Raw genomic sequence first — 14,369 nt, forward strand, 5'->3', positions numbered from 1 at the left:
CGGTCGCTGGAATAGGTGACGGGGATATTCACAGGCGCGGAGTTGTCCACAGATTTGGACCAAGATCCACACGGATTTCCCGATCCCTGCATCGTAAAAGTCCGCGAGTTCGCGGAGTGCGAGTCGCGTAGCGATAGGGGGACGGACATGGCTGGAACCACGCCATCGGAAGGGCCGGTCCGGGCCGGCGAAGAGTGGGGCGGCCCGCTGATCATCACCGAGGACGAACGGCTCCTCGACGACCTGCTGCGGCTGTGCGCGGCGGCCGGCGCGCTGCCCGAAGTGGCGCACGGCCTGCCGGCCCGCAAAGGGGGCTGGGAAGCGGCGCCCCTGGTCATCGTCGGAGCCGACTGCGCCGGCCGGTTACGCGGTGCCGGACGCCGCTCGGGAGTGATCCTCACGGCGCGGGGCACCGACGACCAGGAGACCTGGCGGCAGGCCGTCGCCCTGGGCGCCGAGCGGGTGCTCGCCCTTCCCGACGGGGAGCGCTGGCTGGTCGACCGGATCGCCGACGCGGTCGAGGGGGACGGGCCGCCGGCCCTCACGGTGGGCGTGATCGGAGGCCGCGGCGGCGCCGGGGCGAGCACCCTGGCCGCCGCGCTGGCCGTCACCGCCGCGCGGACCGGGCGGCGCACCATGCTCGTCGACGGTGATCCGCTGGGCGGCGGGCTGGACGTGCTGCTGGGCGGCGAGAAGGAGAAGGGACTGCGCTGGCCGGCCTTCGCCGAGTCGCGCGGCCGGGTGGCCGGCGGCGCCCTCGAAGAGTCCCTGCCCCGGCTGCACTCCTTACGGGTACTCAGCTGGGACCGCGGGGCCGAGGTCGCCATTCCGCCGCCGGCCATGCGGGCGGTCGTCTCCGCGGCGCGCCGGCGCGGCGGGGTCGTGGTGATGGACCTGCCGCGCCGTGCCGACGAGGCGACGGCGGAGGCGCTGTCCCAGGTGGACATGGGGCTGCTGCTGGTCCCCACGGAGCTGCGGGCGGTGGCGGCGGCCCAGCGGGTGGCCGCCGGGGTGCAGCCGCTGCTCGGCGATCTGCGGCTGGTGGCGCGCGGAACCCCCGACCGCCACGGCCACGGCCTGCCCCCGGCCGAGATCGCCCGCCTCATGGACCTGCCGCTGGCCGGCGAACTTCCTTGGGAGATGGGCCTGTTCGCGGATCTGGCGCGCGGTCTGCCGCCGGGCTCCCAGGCGCGCGGTCCGCTGGCGCGGTTCTGCGGGGACTTCTGGTCCCGGGCGACGGCGGGCCGGGGCGGCACCGTGCTGCCGGGAGCGGACCGGAAGGCGACGCCCGGCGGCGCGGACCCGGCGGCCGCGCGCCCGGACGGAGCGGACGGTGGCCGGCCGTGAAAGAGGGGGAGGGCCTCCTGGAGGCGGTGCGGCGGCGGCTCGCCGAAGCGGGGGCGGAACCGACGCCGGCCCGGGTGGCGGTGGCGCTGCGAGAGGAGGGACGGCTGCTCGGGGACACCGAAGTGCTGGGCGTGGTGGGGGCGTTGCGCTCCGAGATGGTGGGCAGCGGACCGCTGGAGCCGCTGCTGGCCGCGCCCGACGTGACGGATGTCCTGGTCACCGCGCCGGACGAGGTGTGGGTGGACCGCGGCGCCGGCCTGGAGCGTACGGAGGTCCGCTTCCGGGACGGCGCGGAGGTCCGTCGGCTCGCCCAGCGGCTGGCGGCGGTGGCCGGCCGGCGGCTGGACGATGCCCGGCCCTGGGTGGACGCCCGGCTTCCGGACGGAACCCGGCTGCATGCGGTCCTGCCCCCGGTGGTGGTCGGCGGGACGTGCCTGTCCTTACGGGTGCTGCGGCCCAGGGCCTTCACGCTCTCCGAGCTGGTGGCGGCCGGCACGGTCCCGCCCGGCGGCGACCGACTGCTCCGTGCGGTGCTGGCGGCCCGGCTGTCCTTCCTGGTCAGCGGTGGTACGGGCTCCGGCAAGACGACGCTCCTCAGCACGCTGCTCGGCCTGGTCGGCCCGGCCGAACGGATCGTCCTGGCCGAGGACTCGGCGGAACTGCGCCCCGACCACCCCCATGTGGTGCGGCTGGAGACCCGGCCCGCAAACCAGGAAGGTGCGGGTTAGGGCAAGAAACTCTAGATGTCTCAAGATTCCTTCCTCAGTGGTTGATGCGAGCGGGAAAGTTGTTAGGTTCGATGAACTCGTGTTGTCTCAATGGGGGTTGAGTTGGACCACTTCTTCGTTTCGCATGACAAGGTCCGCCGGTTCTACGAAGCGCCTGCGGGAGTCGATCTCGACGCCGCTGCGTATGTACAGAGGCCGGGGGCGCTCAAGGAAGGTACGCCGTTCTTCCTTGGGGCGGACATGCGGCCGGTAGAGCCGTTGTGCTCGTTCTTCTTTGAGATGTCGAAGGCGCTGAAGGCGAAGTCCCTGGAGGACTACACGTATGACGCGCTGGACCTGGTGGACTTCCTGGCGGACTTGGATCCGCCGACCGATCTTCTGTCGGCCACCGAGGACGACTTGGTGGCCTACCGCGAGGACTGCACCGAGCTGAGGGAGGCGCCCGACGCCCCGGCCACCTGGAAGCGGCGTCGGGCAACGATCAACAACTTCTACGACTGGGCGGTACAGGAGAAGTTGCTGGACATGCGGCCCTATCACCGGCGCCGCAGTGGCCGGGATGTTCTGGCCTGGGGGGCGACGACCGAGCTGGATGTGCGGCACCTGACGTATCGGCAGTGGCGGTTCTTCAAGCAGGTGGGCCTGCGCGGCTACCTGCCAGGCGACCGAATAGATCCCGCCTTCCGCGGGCGGTCGCCGCTGCGCAACAGTGCGGGCGCGGAGTTGGCGATCACAACAGGGATGCGGCTGCGGGAGTTCAGCTGCCTGCTCGACATCGAGGTGGGGCCGCCCCGCAGGGACGGTTCAGCGGCTGAGGTGCCATTGCAGGCAATAGCCAAGTACGGGCTGCCCAGGACGGTTGCGATCCAGGACGCAACGCTGCGGGAGCTGGACATGTATCGCCGCACCGAGCGGGCGGCGACGGTGCGGGCCTCGGCGAAGGCGCTCTACCGGCGTCGCGACGAACTGTTCATCGTCGACGACGTCAACATGCGGCAGATGAAGTTGAGCGGGATGCTTCATGGGCGGCGCCGGACGTTCCGCATCAAGGCGATGCCGGCGGAGGTTCGTCGTCTTGCCGCCATCGAGGGGGACCGGGGCCTGGAGCCGATGGCGCTGTTCGTCGGCCGGGGTGGGCGGATGCCGTCCAAGCAGCGCTGGGAGCAGATCTTCGCCGAAGCGCTTGGGCGGACGCTGTTTCTGATCGAGGAGTATGAGCTCGACCTCGTCATGCCGTCCCAGCTGCGGATCCACGACACGCGCCACACCTTCGCGATCTACATGCTGCAGATGCTGACGCAGCTGGTCCTGAGAGAAGAGGCTCAGCGGGTGGCAGCTGGCGGGCACGGCGCTTTCCTTGCTGACCACCTGTCACGCAACCCGCTGATGATCCTGCAACGGCTACTAGGCCACCGGAATATTAGTTCCACGATGCGGTATCTCGTTTACATTCGCAACACGAATGCGCTGGTCAGCCAGGCAATCGCCGAGTGGAACGACAGGGACAAGACCTACGCCGATTATGCAGCGCACGTGGTGGGCGGGGGTGCGGCTGATGGCTCGCCGAGGTGAGCGCAAGCCCCGGCAGCGGACGGCGCCCAAGCGCGAAGACGCACGGCGAATTGAGCACGTGGGACGGCGAGTTGTCACCAGCGAGCGCCGGGGCAAGGTTTCCCGGCATGTGATCGACCCGGCGGACTACCAGTGCTCCCTCCTCGCCGCGCAATTGGCGGATGAAGCGGTGGACTACATCCGACGGATGGGCCTGCAGGACGCCGGCTCGACCTATACGAGCCCGGTGCGGCACTTCGCACGTTTCATCGACGAAGAACTTCCCCGGAGGGGCCTGGCCCCCCAGGATGCGCGGCTTGACGGCGCGCAGATCGATCTGGCGGACGTGCTCTTCGCCTGGGAGGAAGCCCTGCGGAAGGAGTACAGCTCCCAGTCACCCATGCCTTACAAGATGGCGAGCACCTTGCTGCTGCTGATAGAACAGCGGGCCTCCTGGGATAAATCAGTGCCCGAACGGCTGCGGCTGCGAGCACAGGCGCCGCCCACGGCGCCCAAGACCGAGGGAGAGCCACTCGATGAGTTCTCCAACGCGGAACGCATCACATTGCGTGATGCCGCTCGCCGGGCAGTGCGCGAACTTGAGGAGCGCCTGGCCCGGGGCAAGGGACTTTTGGAGCATGGTGTCGATCCCCGGGAAGGCGGCTGGCGCGAGCTGGCCAACCTGGTCTGGGCCGCTCGCCACGGCCTGCTGACGACAGCCGCAGTGCGGGAGCACCTGCCGGTCCGATGCCGCTGGTGGCCGCAGGAGCTGAGGGACCTGCTGGACGACGAGGGCAAGGGCAAGGACCGCCGCGGATTGGTGATCGCCGTGGGACGCCTGCTGTTCCCCTCGGAGAGGGACCTGATGCCCTTCAGGATCTTGCTGCTGCTGGAGATGAACGACACCACCCCGGAGGAACTGCACGACCTGCAAATGTCCGACATCGAGCTCACCGATGCCGGCGTCCGACTGGTCCAGCGCAAGCAACGAGCCGGCCGCATCCGCGCCGACCTTCATCCCGATCCCGATCCGGAGGAGAGCTCGACGGCTGCAGAGACGTTGGCCTTTCCCGGACGCGGCGAATGGGACGTCCCCGGTCTGATGCGACGCCTGTTCGCGGCCGTTGCGCTGACCCGAGAGGCGTTCATGGCGACGCCCTGGTTGTTCCTGGCCGTTGAACTCCGCAAGGAAACGGGCGAGCTCACGGCCGCCTGCGCAGGATTCAAGCAACGCGGGCGACGATTCTCCAACTGGATCGACGTACAGCGCGACACCAACGGCAATCCGTTGGCCATCTCCTTGCCCCACAACGTACGACGCCTCCGCAAAACCGCGAAGACCACGCGGGCCGTCGCCCTGGGGGGCACGGTGACCGACCTTGCGGGTGATGACCACCATGTCGAGATCTACCGGAACCATTACGCCCACGGCACTACTGCCCACGTCATGGCAGGCCGGGCCGTCAACCGCGCACAGCAATGGGTATTCGAGCGTGTTTCCCAGCGGCCGCTGTTCATTGAAAAAGAGGCCGAACAACGACTCGAAGAGCCCGAGGTGGCTGAGGCAGTCGGCATGGCCCCTGACCAGGCCCTCAACATGCGTATGGGGCAGCTGGACATGGGACTGACACACTGCCGCAATCCCTACGATTCCCCTCACACACCAGGGGCTCAGCTGTGTCATGTCGCCCCGGCGATGTGCATGCTCTGCCGCAATGCGGTGATCTTCACCTCGCAGCTGCCCCGACTGCTGTTGTTCGCCGACCACATCGAGCGGATGCGCGCGGTCCTGGACCCGTCCCGCTGGCAAGCGGTGTGGGGCAAGCAGGCAGCCGCGCTGAAGGGGCTGTTCGCCGAGTGCGCAGATCAGTTGCCCGCCGCGCGGCAGGAGATCACGGACCGTGGGCTTCGCCTTGATCTGCCACTCGGACTGCGGACGGAGTACGACCGATGATGGCCAGTCCCGCTCCCGTGCCGCTGCCCTCGCAGGTCTTCCGCGACGACGAACCGGTCTTCGGAACGTCACATGCCCTCCTTCCCGAGGTGGACATCCCGGTCTTTGGGCAGACCCGAGCCTGGTCAGGGGAGTGCATTCGCCGCCCCAGCAACCGGTCTCGGGCCAGCTGGTCGGTCCGGTTCTGCGAGGAAGATGCTTTGTGGAATCTGCGGGTGAGGGAGGTTTCCTTCGCCGTACTCAACCCGGCCCACCGCATCCTGCGCGAGGCCAACATCTTCCGCCCCCGCCCGACGGCGCTGGGAACGGCCGCGACGGAGGCTTATCTGCTCGGTGAGCTGGGCAGATGGGCTCGCAAACACCATATGCCCGACGACCTCAGCACCTGGCCATCCGACGCATGGTTGGGCTTCTTGCACGAACAGGTCGGCGAGGGGGGCGCCCCGGGCCTTGATAAACATGTTCACGCCATCCGCCGCATGCAGTCCGTATCCCGAATCCTTACCGGCACAGCCCTCTTTGACGACCCGTGGCCGGGGCAAACCGGTAAGGAAGTAAGCGACAGCGTGCTGGGAGGTTCCGTCACGGCCTCCGAAGACGGTATTGCCACACCGTCCATCCCGCCTTCGACCTGGTGGCCTCTCCTGCGGGCTGCCTGGACCTACATCCACACCTTCGCACCCGACATTCTCGATCTCCGAGACAAGCTGTCCGACGAGCGGGGTGAGGGCGAGTCACTGCCGGATTTGCCCGGGCCGATGAGTAGTGAGGATGCGGACCGACTGGTGCACGAATGGCTCGCAGACTCGGCGCATCTGGTTCCGGTCCACGACCGTGACTTCCGCGGCGCGAAGGCCGGCACTCCGGTCTGGACGACACTGAGCCTGCAGATAACCGGCGGCAGGAGCAAGAACCTGTTCACCGAGAAGGGTGCGAACCGGGGTGAGCGCCAACGGGCTCGGCGGGCGAGCGCGCTCCGCGCAGTTGCTGAGGGAAGAACCCAGCTGGTCAACAGCACGCGGGGTGCTGCTGCTGTTGGCGCCACGGCTTACGCCCCGAAGCGGACGATTCGCAAACAGGCCGACATAGATGCTGCCATCGAGGCGTGGTTGGCGGACCCCAGCCATCGAGTGCCGGTGCGGGCGAAGAGCGGTCGCAGCGGCGGCGTGGGAACCCCGAGCTTCAAGGTTCTGCACCGTCTGATCTTCGAGAATGCGGCGTCGGGGAATGTGTTCCTGGGCACCTCTGCCCATCGCCGACGTCGTCGACAACGGATTGAGCAGGCAGTGGCCTCTGGCCAGGCGGTGGAACTGGGCGGGGAGGCCACGTATCGCGACGTGCCGATAGCTTGCCCGGAATTTGCAGTGGTGAGAAGGCCGGACGGGCACCACAGGCCATGGCGTTCGGAGATCACCCTGACCAGCCTCGACGATGAGCTGCGGATGGTCAGAGCCGCCTGCTACATATTCGCGGCAGGGCTAAGCCTGATGCGTGACAGTGAGATTCAGGAGATCGAACGGGGCGCTTTGGGCAGCCATTATGGCTCGCCCGCCGTGGTTTCACGGAAGATCAAGAAGGATCCGGAACAGCCGTCTCGCCACTGGTGGATCATCGAACCCGTCGCCGAGGCGCTGACGGTGCTTGAGCGGCTGTCCTGGCACCCGACGCACCTGTTCGCCTCCCTTGACCCGCCGAAGTCTGCGGAGGGAAAACGCGCCTACGGACGGCGGGGCATCGACCCTGCCAGCGACATCGACTTCTTCATCGAGAAGATCAACGCCGATCGGGACCGGACCGGTCTACAGGAAATCCCGATGGCACACGTGAGACCTCACATGTTTCGCAAGACCATGTCGATCATCACGGGGCAGCAGCCAGACTCGGAGATCGCCCTGGGCATGCAGCTCAAGCACGCCGCACGGCGAGCGCTGGCAAACTCGCTCACCCCGGCCTACGCAAAGATGGACGCGAACTGGGCCAAGGAATTCAACCAGGAGCTGGAATCCGCCGCCGCACGGCGGCTGGTGGGACTGCTCAAGGACCGGCGAGGCGGCGAAGCAGTGGCGGTCGGGCCGGGGGCGGCTCGCCTCCATGCCGGCCTGGACAAGGTGATCGACATGATGGACAGCGACCCGTCACTGCGGGCCCAGATCGCCGACGAACGCCTCCAAGCCTCACTGCTGACCGCGGAATTCCCCGACCTGCACCTGGGCACCCTGAACCACTGCATGTTCGATGCCCCGCAGGCCGAGTGCCAGAACCAGCTCCCAGAAGCACAGCGCGGCCAGGCCCCGCTGATCGGCGCCTGCCAACCCGCACGCTGCCGCAACTCTGTGGTCACCCGCAAGCATGCGCCCATCTGGACTGCCGAGGAGGAAGACCTGACAGCCATGGTCAAGGACCGCAGCCTGGCACCACCGCGCCGCGAAGCCGTGCTGATCCGGCTCGCCGACGTCCAGCGCATCACCCGAGCACTGAGAGAACAAGAAGAAGGAGGAGCCGCCTGATGCCGGTGTCCGCTGCGACCGAGACCAAGCTGCGGGAGGCCATGGCCCGGCTGCTGGCCGGAGAGCCCCTGCACACCGACGGGTCCCTGACCAAGGAAAACCTCGCCCGCGAGGCCAAGGTCAGCCACGCGACCGTCCACCGGGCCGAGGACATACTTGCCGAGTGGGACGCAAAGGTCGCCCGCCCGGTCCTCCGCACCCCCGGCGAAGTCCAGCGGGACGAGACCATAGCCGAGCTCCGCAAGCAGTTGCGGGAGGCCAAGGCCCAGGTCACCGAGGTCCAGGGCAAGCTCGACGCCCTCGCTTCGGTGACCGCGAACCTCTACCAAGAGAACCTCGCGCTGAAGAAGAAGCTCGGCAACAGCCGACGGCTGGCCTCGATCCCGGCACAGGAATGATGCCGCCTGGCATCAGGCACGAAGTCGTACGCGGTTGAGCACGTTCGTCTGTACTCCCTCGAGGGGGGAAAGCAGCCGCGGCGTCTTTGCGGCGGGGTGGAGGTCGTCGCGGGAGGCGACGGCCTTCACCTCGTCGGCCAGGGCAGCGGGGCCGAGCGCCATGAGGGGGGTGATGGCGCTGTCCCTGCGGCCCGCGGCCCAGATCCCCAGTGGCGGCGGGGTGAAGTGGGTGACGGTGATCGAGCGGGTGGTGAACAGCTGCGGCTGGAGGTATTTCATGCCGCCGGTCCCGCACAGATACGCGCGGGCGCCGGTCGCGGCGGCCAGGTCGGCGAGCCGCTGCGAGCGGCCGGGCCGGGCGGGCAGTCGGCTGCTGGAGAGGATCTTCCCCTGCCAGCCGAGCAGGTCCAGCAGGACGCGGGTGGAGGTCTCGGCGACGGCCGCGGTCCGGCCGGTGTCGAACGCGGCCAGCACCTGCTGAAGGGCCTCCTCGAACGCGGGCCAGTGGGGGCTGGAGCGATAGGTCTGCCGCAGTATCCCCGCGGTCCTTCGCCGGGCCAGGTCGGCATCGACGATCAGAGCTTCACAGATGGCCGTCTGGCGGCCGTGGGGAAGATGGGTGGGGATGGTCAGCCACCGGCGCCCCTCCGCCTCGCCAGGGGCCGGGAGGAGGGCCCGGTGCTGGTAGTCGCGGCGGGTGAACTGCACGTCGTCCAGGACGATCCAGTAGTCCGCCGCGAACAGCTTCGCCAGCGTGGTCAGCCGGGGCAGGAAGTTGGGCTGGTGGATGGCACACAGCCCGCCCGGGGCCGGCAGGTCAGGAGTCGAGGAGCCGGCTGGTGAAGCCGTCGCGGATGAGGGATTCGTACGCGCCATGCACGTCCTCCGGGACCTCCTGCTCGATGGCGAATCCGAGCTTCGGATACTCGATCACCCTCTGGAGGTCGCCGACGAGCTGGTCAACGACGTGCTTGTCGTCGCCGATCGTCTTGAGGTAGTCGTCGAACTCCAGTGGCGCCGACGCGCAGATGACCTCGACCTCGGGCCAGACTTTGCGGGCGGTGGCGAATGCGCGTCGCTCCATATAGGGCATGGAGGCCAGCAGCACGGTCTGGGGGATGATCCCGGCGGCGGCCAGGACATCGCGGGAGAAGGTGAGGTTCTGGCCTGTATTGCGGGCCGTGGGCTCCAGCAGGATTGCTTCGGCGGGGACGCCGAGGTCGATGGCGTGCTCGCGGAAGTGCACGGCCTCGCCGCGGGGGAATCGTTCCGGGGCGGTGGGGTTGGGACCGCCGGTGAAGACCAGCGTTGGGAACAGTCCGGCTCGATACAGCTCGGAGCAGAAGGCGGGGACGCCGAGGTCGTGGCTGCCCAGGCCGATCGCGGCGTCGACCGGCCGCACGTCGTGGCTCATCTGGTGGTAGTCCCAGATCAGCTTGGCCCGCTGGCGCTGGTCGTCGGTGATGGCCCGTTGGTTGTCCGTCACTCGCTTCTCTCCCTGGTCACCGTCGCCGGGGACGCGGTGTCCCCTGGATCGTGGTCCGGATGCCCTCGATGCTGCGGAGTTGGTGGCTCATGCCGTATTGCGCGGCCGTCTTCGCGGCTTGGTCGAGGACGTGCAGTCCATCATCCCGGGTGGCCGGGTCGGAGAGCAGGATGTGTCCGTGGGCGGTGTCCAGGCGAACGCGTTGCATCGGTGAGTCGGTCGTGCCGGTGGTTCGGGCGATGTCGATGAAGTGCAGGGCTTTGGTGAGGTCGCCGGCGCCGCGGTGGGCGAGGGCGAGTTTCTGGTGGGCGACGGACCAGTCTTCGGGCTCGGACAGGTCCTCGAAGTCGCGGGTCGCGGCGAGCATGACGCGGGCGGCATAGTCGTGGTTGCCGTCCTTGCTCAGCGCGGTTCCCACCCACAGCCGGGCCCTGGCCCGGTCGCGGCGCGAGAGCCGGTCATCCACCGCCAGGGTTTCGTAGTGGCGGGCGGCGATTTCCAGCTTGCCGGACATCTCGGCGACCACGGCTAGTGACAGGTCGAGCTGGGCGATGCGGCGGGGGATGTCGAGCTGGGTGAACGCTGAGCGGGCGCCCACATACGCGTGCTGGGCTGACAGTGGCCCCAGCACGGCCCCCTGGTCCCGCTGGAGATCGCCGAGCAGGGCCGTTGAGCGGGCGAACAGATACAGGCCCTTGTCGTCCAGCTCGGCCGGCTTGAAGCGACCCAGCCAGCGGCCCAGCAGGTTGTCGGCGAACGCGAAACTCTGGCGGGACAGCGCGACCACGACCCGGTCCAGGTCATCGGTCCAGGACTCGTACTCCCAAGCCCTCGGGCCGGACGCCGTCACCCGCCGCCCCGGCCCGGCCGAGGGGTGGCCGGCCTCGGACAGCAGTGTCTCGAACCGCAGATGCACCGCGGCATCCGCACGGGCCAGTGCGGTGTCCAAGATCGCCTGGGTGTCGGGTCTCGGCTCGGTGGACTCAAGAAGCTGATCCCACTTGGCGACAGTGCGCTGAGCGACCCCGAGATGCTGGGCGAAGCCCCTGACGCTCATCCGCAGCGCGAGTCGCAGGGCATGGGCCTCCAGGCCGCTCCAGTGGTGCACGGTCGCCACGCGTCGCTCCCTTCCGCACAGCATCGAAGCACGATGCACGCAGGCGGGGACACGCAAGTGCAACGGAAGTACAACAGCGGGTCATTTCCTGGGGGTTAGAGCAGGGCCACTCTCGAAAGAGTCGGCCCGGATCCTGTCGGACCGGCCACGCCTTCCGCCCCTTTTGATCCCTTGGACGGACACGCATATGGAACCCCTCACGGAGCATCGCCCGGTGAACGGCCCGGTCGTCTATGGCTTCCTCCGGCTCTTCAAGAGCTCCGCCGCCCGGCAGACGGCCCTGACCGGGGCCCTGGCGGAGTACTGCCGCTGCCACGAGCTGGTGCTGGGCGCGATCTTCATCGAGCGCGGCGGCAACAGCGCCCGCAGCGCGGCGTTCACCGGGCTGCTGGACGTGCTCGACCTGCCGGATGTCTACGGAGTGGTCCTGCCTGCCGCCTCCCACCTGGGGCCCAAGTCGATAGCCGTCGAGCGGAAGCGGGAGATCGCCCGATCCGGAGTCCGGCTGATGGTCGTCCGAGACAGCAAGCCCTCGCGTCGGACTCCGAACCGCTCGCGCCGCCGCACTCCCAGCTCTGCCCCTGCCCTGGACGCCGAGACATGAGGCTCGCCATGCCCGATGCCATCAAACGATTCTTCGCCCCTGTCCCCGAATCCGTGGGTCAGGCCCGGGACTTCGTCGTTCGCACCCTGGCCGCCTGGGACCTGGAGGGGCGGGCCGATGACGTCCGCCTCTGTGTCTCCGAGCTGGCCACCAATGCCCTCGCGCACGACACACGCCGCGGCCATGGCTACGGCTTCCACGTCGCGATGAGCGCGGAGGACGACATCGTCCGCATCGAGGTCCACGACTCCAACCCTCACCGGCCCCGGCGCCGTCGTCCCACCAACGACGATGTCTCCGGCCGCGGCCTGCACATCGTCGACGCCTTCTCCGACGACTGGGGCGTCGAGGATCGGGGAGCGACAGGCAAGGTCGTCTGGTCACGCTTCAAGACCGCCCCGGCCACCCAGGGGGCACCATGCTGACCGCCTGCACCCTGCTGGCTGCCGCTGGCCCAGGACCCAGCCTGCTCGCGGCCCTGGGCGCTTGGACCTGGCTCGGCATCGACCCTGCCGACACCGACCACGCGCACCTCCTGCTCGCCCACCCGCCCGGCCCCACCGGGCACGACACCGCCCAGGCCATAGAGTTCCGGATGCGGCACCTCGCCGCCTCCCTGGGCGGCCTGGCCGAACCGCAGGACTCCGTCCCTGACCTCGGGGAACGGCTGCTGATCGTGGACGCGACCACGGTGCTGCTGCGGTTCCGCGGCAGTCGCTTCGGCGCCCGGCTGCCGGTCCGGCCTGGCTGGACCCGGCACGTCCGCGACCACGGGCAGGCCGTCGTCGTGATCGGCTTGGATCCGCTGCCGCGAAGCGCCGACCTCCCCCGCGTCGACGCCTACCTCGATGCCGGCCTCGCCTCCGGCCGCCTCCTGTTCGGCCTCGCTCGACCTGCCTGAACGCACCAGCCACCCATGCACTGCCCTGACTCCCAACGAGAGGGAACGGCCATGGAATCCTTCGAACGCGCCCGGCTGGACGCCTACTTCGCCAAGATCGCCGCCCAGTTCGCCCCCACCGACCAGGTCACCTCATTCCTGGTGACTCACCTCCTGCCCGAGCGTCCCGGCTTCGTCCGCGCGGTCGCCGCGATGAGCCGCCTGCGGGCGGTCCTGCCCAAGCCGAAGTCCATCACCCCCGCCGCCCAGCGCGAGGTTGAGCAGACCATCCCGGTTGACACGCTCTCCCGCGAGCTGTTCGCCGACCCCGACACCGCACTGGACTACTTCGAGTCCCGCGCCGCCGGCGAGCCCGTCGTGCTGCTCGACGTCGGCGGCTACTTCGCCCCCGCCCTCGCCGAGCTGCACTCCCGCTTCTCCGGGCAGATCCTCGGAGTGATCGAGGACACCGAGAACGGCCACCGCCGCTACGAGGACCTCGACAAACTGCCCTGCCCGGTCATCTCGGTCGCCCGCTCACCCCTCAAGGACCCCGAGGACTTCCTGGTCGGGCAGTCCGTGGTCTTCTCCACCGAGGCCGTCATGCGCGGACGCGGCGACATCCTCCACGGCCGCCCCGCCCTGGTGATCGGCTTCGGCAAACTGGGCAGCTCCATCGCCCGCCTCCTGCACGCCAAGGGAGTCCAGGTCACCGTCCACGACATCGACCCCGTCCGCCGCACCCAGGCCCTGTCCCAGGGTTTCACTGTCGCCCGCGACCGGGAGGACGCACTCAAGGGGGCCGGCCTGGTGCTCTGCGCGACCGGCGCGGTCTCGCTGCACGGCGAGGACTTCCCCCACCTGCGCAACGGCGCCTACGTCGCCACCGTCACCTCAAGCGAGGACGAACTAGAGCTCAGCGGCCTGCCGGACGTCTACACCCGCACCACGGTCGGCGACCACGTCACCCGCTACCAGACCACCGGCCACTACTTCTATCTGGCGAACGGCGGCAACGCCGTCAACTTCCTGCACGGCGCCAGCGTTGGGCCGTTCATCTTCCTGGTCCAGGCCGAAATCCTCGCCGGGATCAGGATGCTCACCCGCGGAGACCTCGCCCCCGGCATGCACGAGGCCAACGCGGACGACCGAGCCGCCATCGCGGCAACCTGGCTCTCCTACTTCAACAGGTGATCACCATGGCCATCACAGAAGCCCACATCCGCACCACCCTGACCGCCTACCTCGACGAACACCCCGACGAGAAGCCCGAACTGGCCCAGGCCTTCGAACTCCTGGACACCGGAGCCGACCTCACCTCCCGCAAGGAGTTCCGCGGCCACGCGACCGCCGGCGCCATCCTCGCCGACCCGGTCGGGCGCATCCTGCACATCCACCACCTCGCCCTGGACAAGTGGCTCCTGCCCGGCGGCCACCTGGAACCCGCGGACGACGCGCTGCTGGAGGCTGCCCTGAGGGAACTCACCGAGGAGACTGGGATCCCCGCCGACGCCGTCACCGCCGTCGGCCACCGGCCCGTCCACATCGACATCCACCCCATCCCCGCCAACGAAGCCAAGGGGGAAGCCGCCCACCAACACATCGACTTCCGGTTCCTCTTCCGCACCACCACCGACATCGGACAGCTGCAGACCGAAGAGGTCACCGACGCCTCCTGGCGCCTCCTCGACACACTCAGCGACGAACGCCTACGACACCGCGCCGCCGACGCCCTTTGCTGACCGGGCGTGTTGGGTGCCCTTCCCGTCACCGGTCAGGGCACCCAACACTGCAAAG

At 68.8% G+C, this 14,369-nt stretch carries 12 protein-coding genes and 2 pseudogenes; 11 read left to right on the plus strand and 3 right to left on the minus strand.

The genetic code is table 11. The features are described 5' to 3' along the window. Positions 1 to 147: 147 nt before the first annotated feature. From ssd to ACFV1J_RS14395, 6 genes and pseudogenes are all read left to right on the plus strand, one after another. Positions 148 to 1,254: pseudogene (gene ssd, locus ACFV1J_RS14370) on the plus strand (septum site-determining protein Ssd); the annotation flags it as partial. Continuing rightward, a pseudogene (locus ACFV1J_RS14375) lies at positions 1,212 to 2,072 on the plus strand (CpaF family protein); the annotation flags it as partial. The pseudogenes ssd and ACFV1J_RS14375, both read left to right, overlap by 43 nt. 105 nt (positions 2,073 to 2,177) lie before the next feature. Continuing rightward, positions 2,178 to 3,647: a tyrosine-type recombinase/integrase gene (locus tag ACFV1J_RS14380; protein WP_385857672.1), complete on the plus strand. Its 1,470-nt coding sequence runs from the start codon at positions 2,178 to 2,180 to the stop codon at positions 3,645 to 3,647. 109 nt (positions 3,648 to 3,756) lie between these two features. Further along, positions 3,757 to 5,580, plus strand: coding sequence for a hypothetical protein (locus tag ACFV1J_RS14385; RefSeq protein ID WP_385857674.1), 1,824 nt, complete (start codon positions 3,757 to 3,759; stop codon positions 5,578 to 5,580). Further along, positions 5,577 to 8,087, plus strand: coding sequence for a hypothetical protein (locus ACFV1J_RS14390; protein ID WP_385857676.1), 2,511 nt, complete (start codon positions 5,577 to 5,579; stop codon positions 8,085 to 8,087). Before ACFV1J_RS14385 ends, ACFV1J_RS14390 begins: the two co-directional genes overlap by 4 nt. Then, positions 8,087 to 8,485, plus strand: coding sequence for a hypothetical protein (locus ACFV1J_RS14395; RefSeq protein WP_385857678.1), 399 nt, complete (start codon positions 8,087 to 8,089; stop codon positions 8,483 to 8,485). The genes ACFV1J_RS14390 and ACFV1J_RS14395 overlap by 1 nt, the downstream gene beginning before the upstream one ends. A gap of 12 nt (positions 8,486 to 8,497) precedes the next feature. On the opposite strand, the gene ACFV1J_RS14400 is transcribed toward ACFV1J_RS14395, so the two are convergent. Genes ACFV1J_RS14400 through ACFV1J_RS14410 form a run of 3 tightly spaced genes read right to left on the minus strand, consistent with a single transcriptional unit; the run spans position 8,498 to position 11,088 of the window. Then, positions 8,498 to 9,361 (minus strand): WbqC family protein, encoded by an 864-nt coding sequence (locus ACFV1J_RS14400; protein WP_385857682.1) that lies wholly within the window; start codon positions 9,359 to 9,361, stop codon positions 8,498 to 8,500. Next, a complete protein-coding gene (locus ACFV1J_RS14405; protein WP_385857685.1) occupies positions 9,303 to 9,971 on the minus strand; it encodes a YdcF family protein in 669 nt (222 codons plus the stop codon). The genes ACFV1J_RS14400 and ACFV1J_RS14405 overlap by 59 nt, the downstream gene beginning before the upstream one ends. Before the next feature lie 16 nt (positions 9,972 to 9,987). Continuing rightward, positions 9,988 to 11,088, minus strand: a complete 1,101-nt coding sequence (locus tag ACFV1J_RS14410) for a helix-turn-helix domain-containing protein (protein ID WP_385857687.1) — start codon at positions 11,086 to 11,088, stop codon at positions 9,988 to 9,990. Positions 11,089 to 11,275: 187 nt separating this feature from the next. Between ACFV1J_RS14410 and ACFV1J_RS14415 the strand changes: the two genes are divergently transcribed. The 5 genes from ACFV1J_RS14415 to ACFV1J_RS14435 are packed head-to-tail and all read left to right on the plus strand — an operon-like array spanning position 11,276 to position 14,314. Further along, positions 11,276 to 11,692 carry a hypothetical protein gene (locus tag ACFV1J_RS14415; protein WP_385857689.1) on the plus strand — a complete coding sequence of 139 codons (417 nt, stop codon included), beginning with the start codon at positions 11,276 to 11,278 and terminating at the stop codon, positions 11,690 to 11,692. A gap of 8 nt (positions 11,693 to 11,700) precedes the next feature. Beyond that, complete coding sequence (locus ACFV1J_RS14420; protein ID WP_385857691.1) at positions 11,701 to 12,117, plus strand: ATP-binding protein; 417 nt, start codon at positions 11,701 to 11,703, stop codon at positions 12,115 to 12,117. Then, the gene (locus tag ACFV1J_RS14425) at positions 12,111 to 12,593 is read left to right on the plus strand and encodes a hypothetical protein (RefSeq protein WP_385857693.1); all 483 of its coding nucleotides are present in this window, start codon (positions 12,111 to 12,113) and stop codon (positions 12,591 to 12,593) included. Before ACFV1J_RS14420 ends, ACFV1J_RS14425 begins: the two co-directional genes overlap by 7 nt. A gap of 51 nt (positions 12,594 to 12,644) precedes the next feature. Further along, positions 12,645 to 13,766: an adenosylhomocysteinase gene (locus tag ACFV1J_RS14430; protein ID WP_385857695.1), complete on the plus strand. Its 1,122-nt coding sequence runs from the start codon at positions 12,645 to 12,647 to the stop codon at positions 13,764 to 13,766. Positions 13,767 to 13,771: 5 nt separating this feature from the next. Next, the gene (locus tag ACFV1J_RS14435) at positions 13,772 to 14,314 is read left to right on the plus strand and encodes an NUDIX hydrolase (RefSeq protein ID WP_385857698.1); all 543 of its coding nucleotides are present in this window, start codon (positions 13,772 to 13,774) and stop codon (positions 14,312 to 14,314) included. Positions 14,315 to 14,369 lie beyond the last annotated feature (55 nt).

It is taken from the genome of Streptomyces sp. NPDC059649 (genome assembly GCF_042734445.1).
Lineage (GTDB): Bacteria > Actinomycetota > Actinomycetes > Streptomycetales > Streptomycetaceae > Streptomyces.

Bases quoted from the DNA above. Each gene is read 5' to 3' on its own strand.
- ACFV1J_RS14390 (WP_385857676.1), top strand. From the start codon at position 5,577: ATGATGGCCAGTCCCGCTCCCGTGCCGCTGCCCTCGCAGGTCTTCCGC.
- ACFV1J_RS14395 (WP_385857678.1), top strand. From the start codon at position 8,087: ATGCCGGTGTCCGCTGCGACCGAGACCAAGCTGCGGGAGGCCATGGCC.
- ACFV1J_RS14400 (WP_385857682.1), bottom strand. From the start codon at position 9,361: ATGGCGCGTACGAATCCCTCATCCGCGACGGCTTCACCAGCCGGCTCC.
- ACFV1J_RS14415 (WP_385857689.1), top strand. From the start codon at position 11,276: ATGGAACCCCTCACGGAGCATCGCCCGGTGAACGGCCCGGTCGTCTAT.
- ACFV1J_RS14420 (WP_385857691.1), top strand. From the start codon at position 11,701: ATGCCCGATGCCATCAAACGATTCTTCGCCCCTGTCCCCGAATCCGTG.
- ACFV1J_RS14425 (WP_385857693.1), top strand. From the start codon at position 12,111: ATGCTGACCGCCTGCACCCTGCTGGCTGCCGCTGGCCCAGGACCCAGC.
- ACFV1J_RS14430 (WP_385857695.1), top strand. From the start codon at position 12,645: ATGGAATCCTTCGAACGCGCCCGGCTGGACGCCTACTTCGCCAAGATC.
- ACFV1J_RS14435 (WP_385857698.1), top strand. From the start codon at position 13,772: ATGGCCATCACAGAAGCCCACATCCGCACCACCCTGACCGCCTACCTC.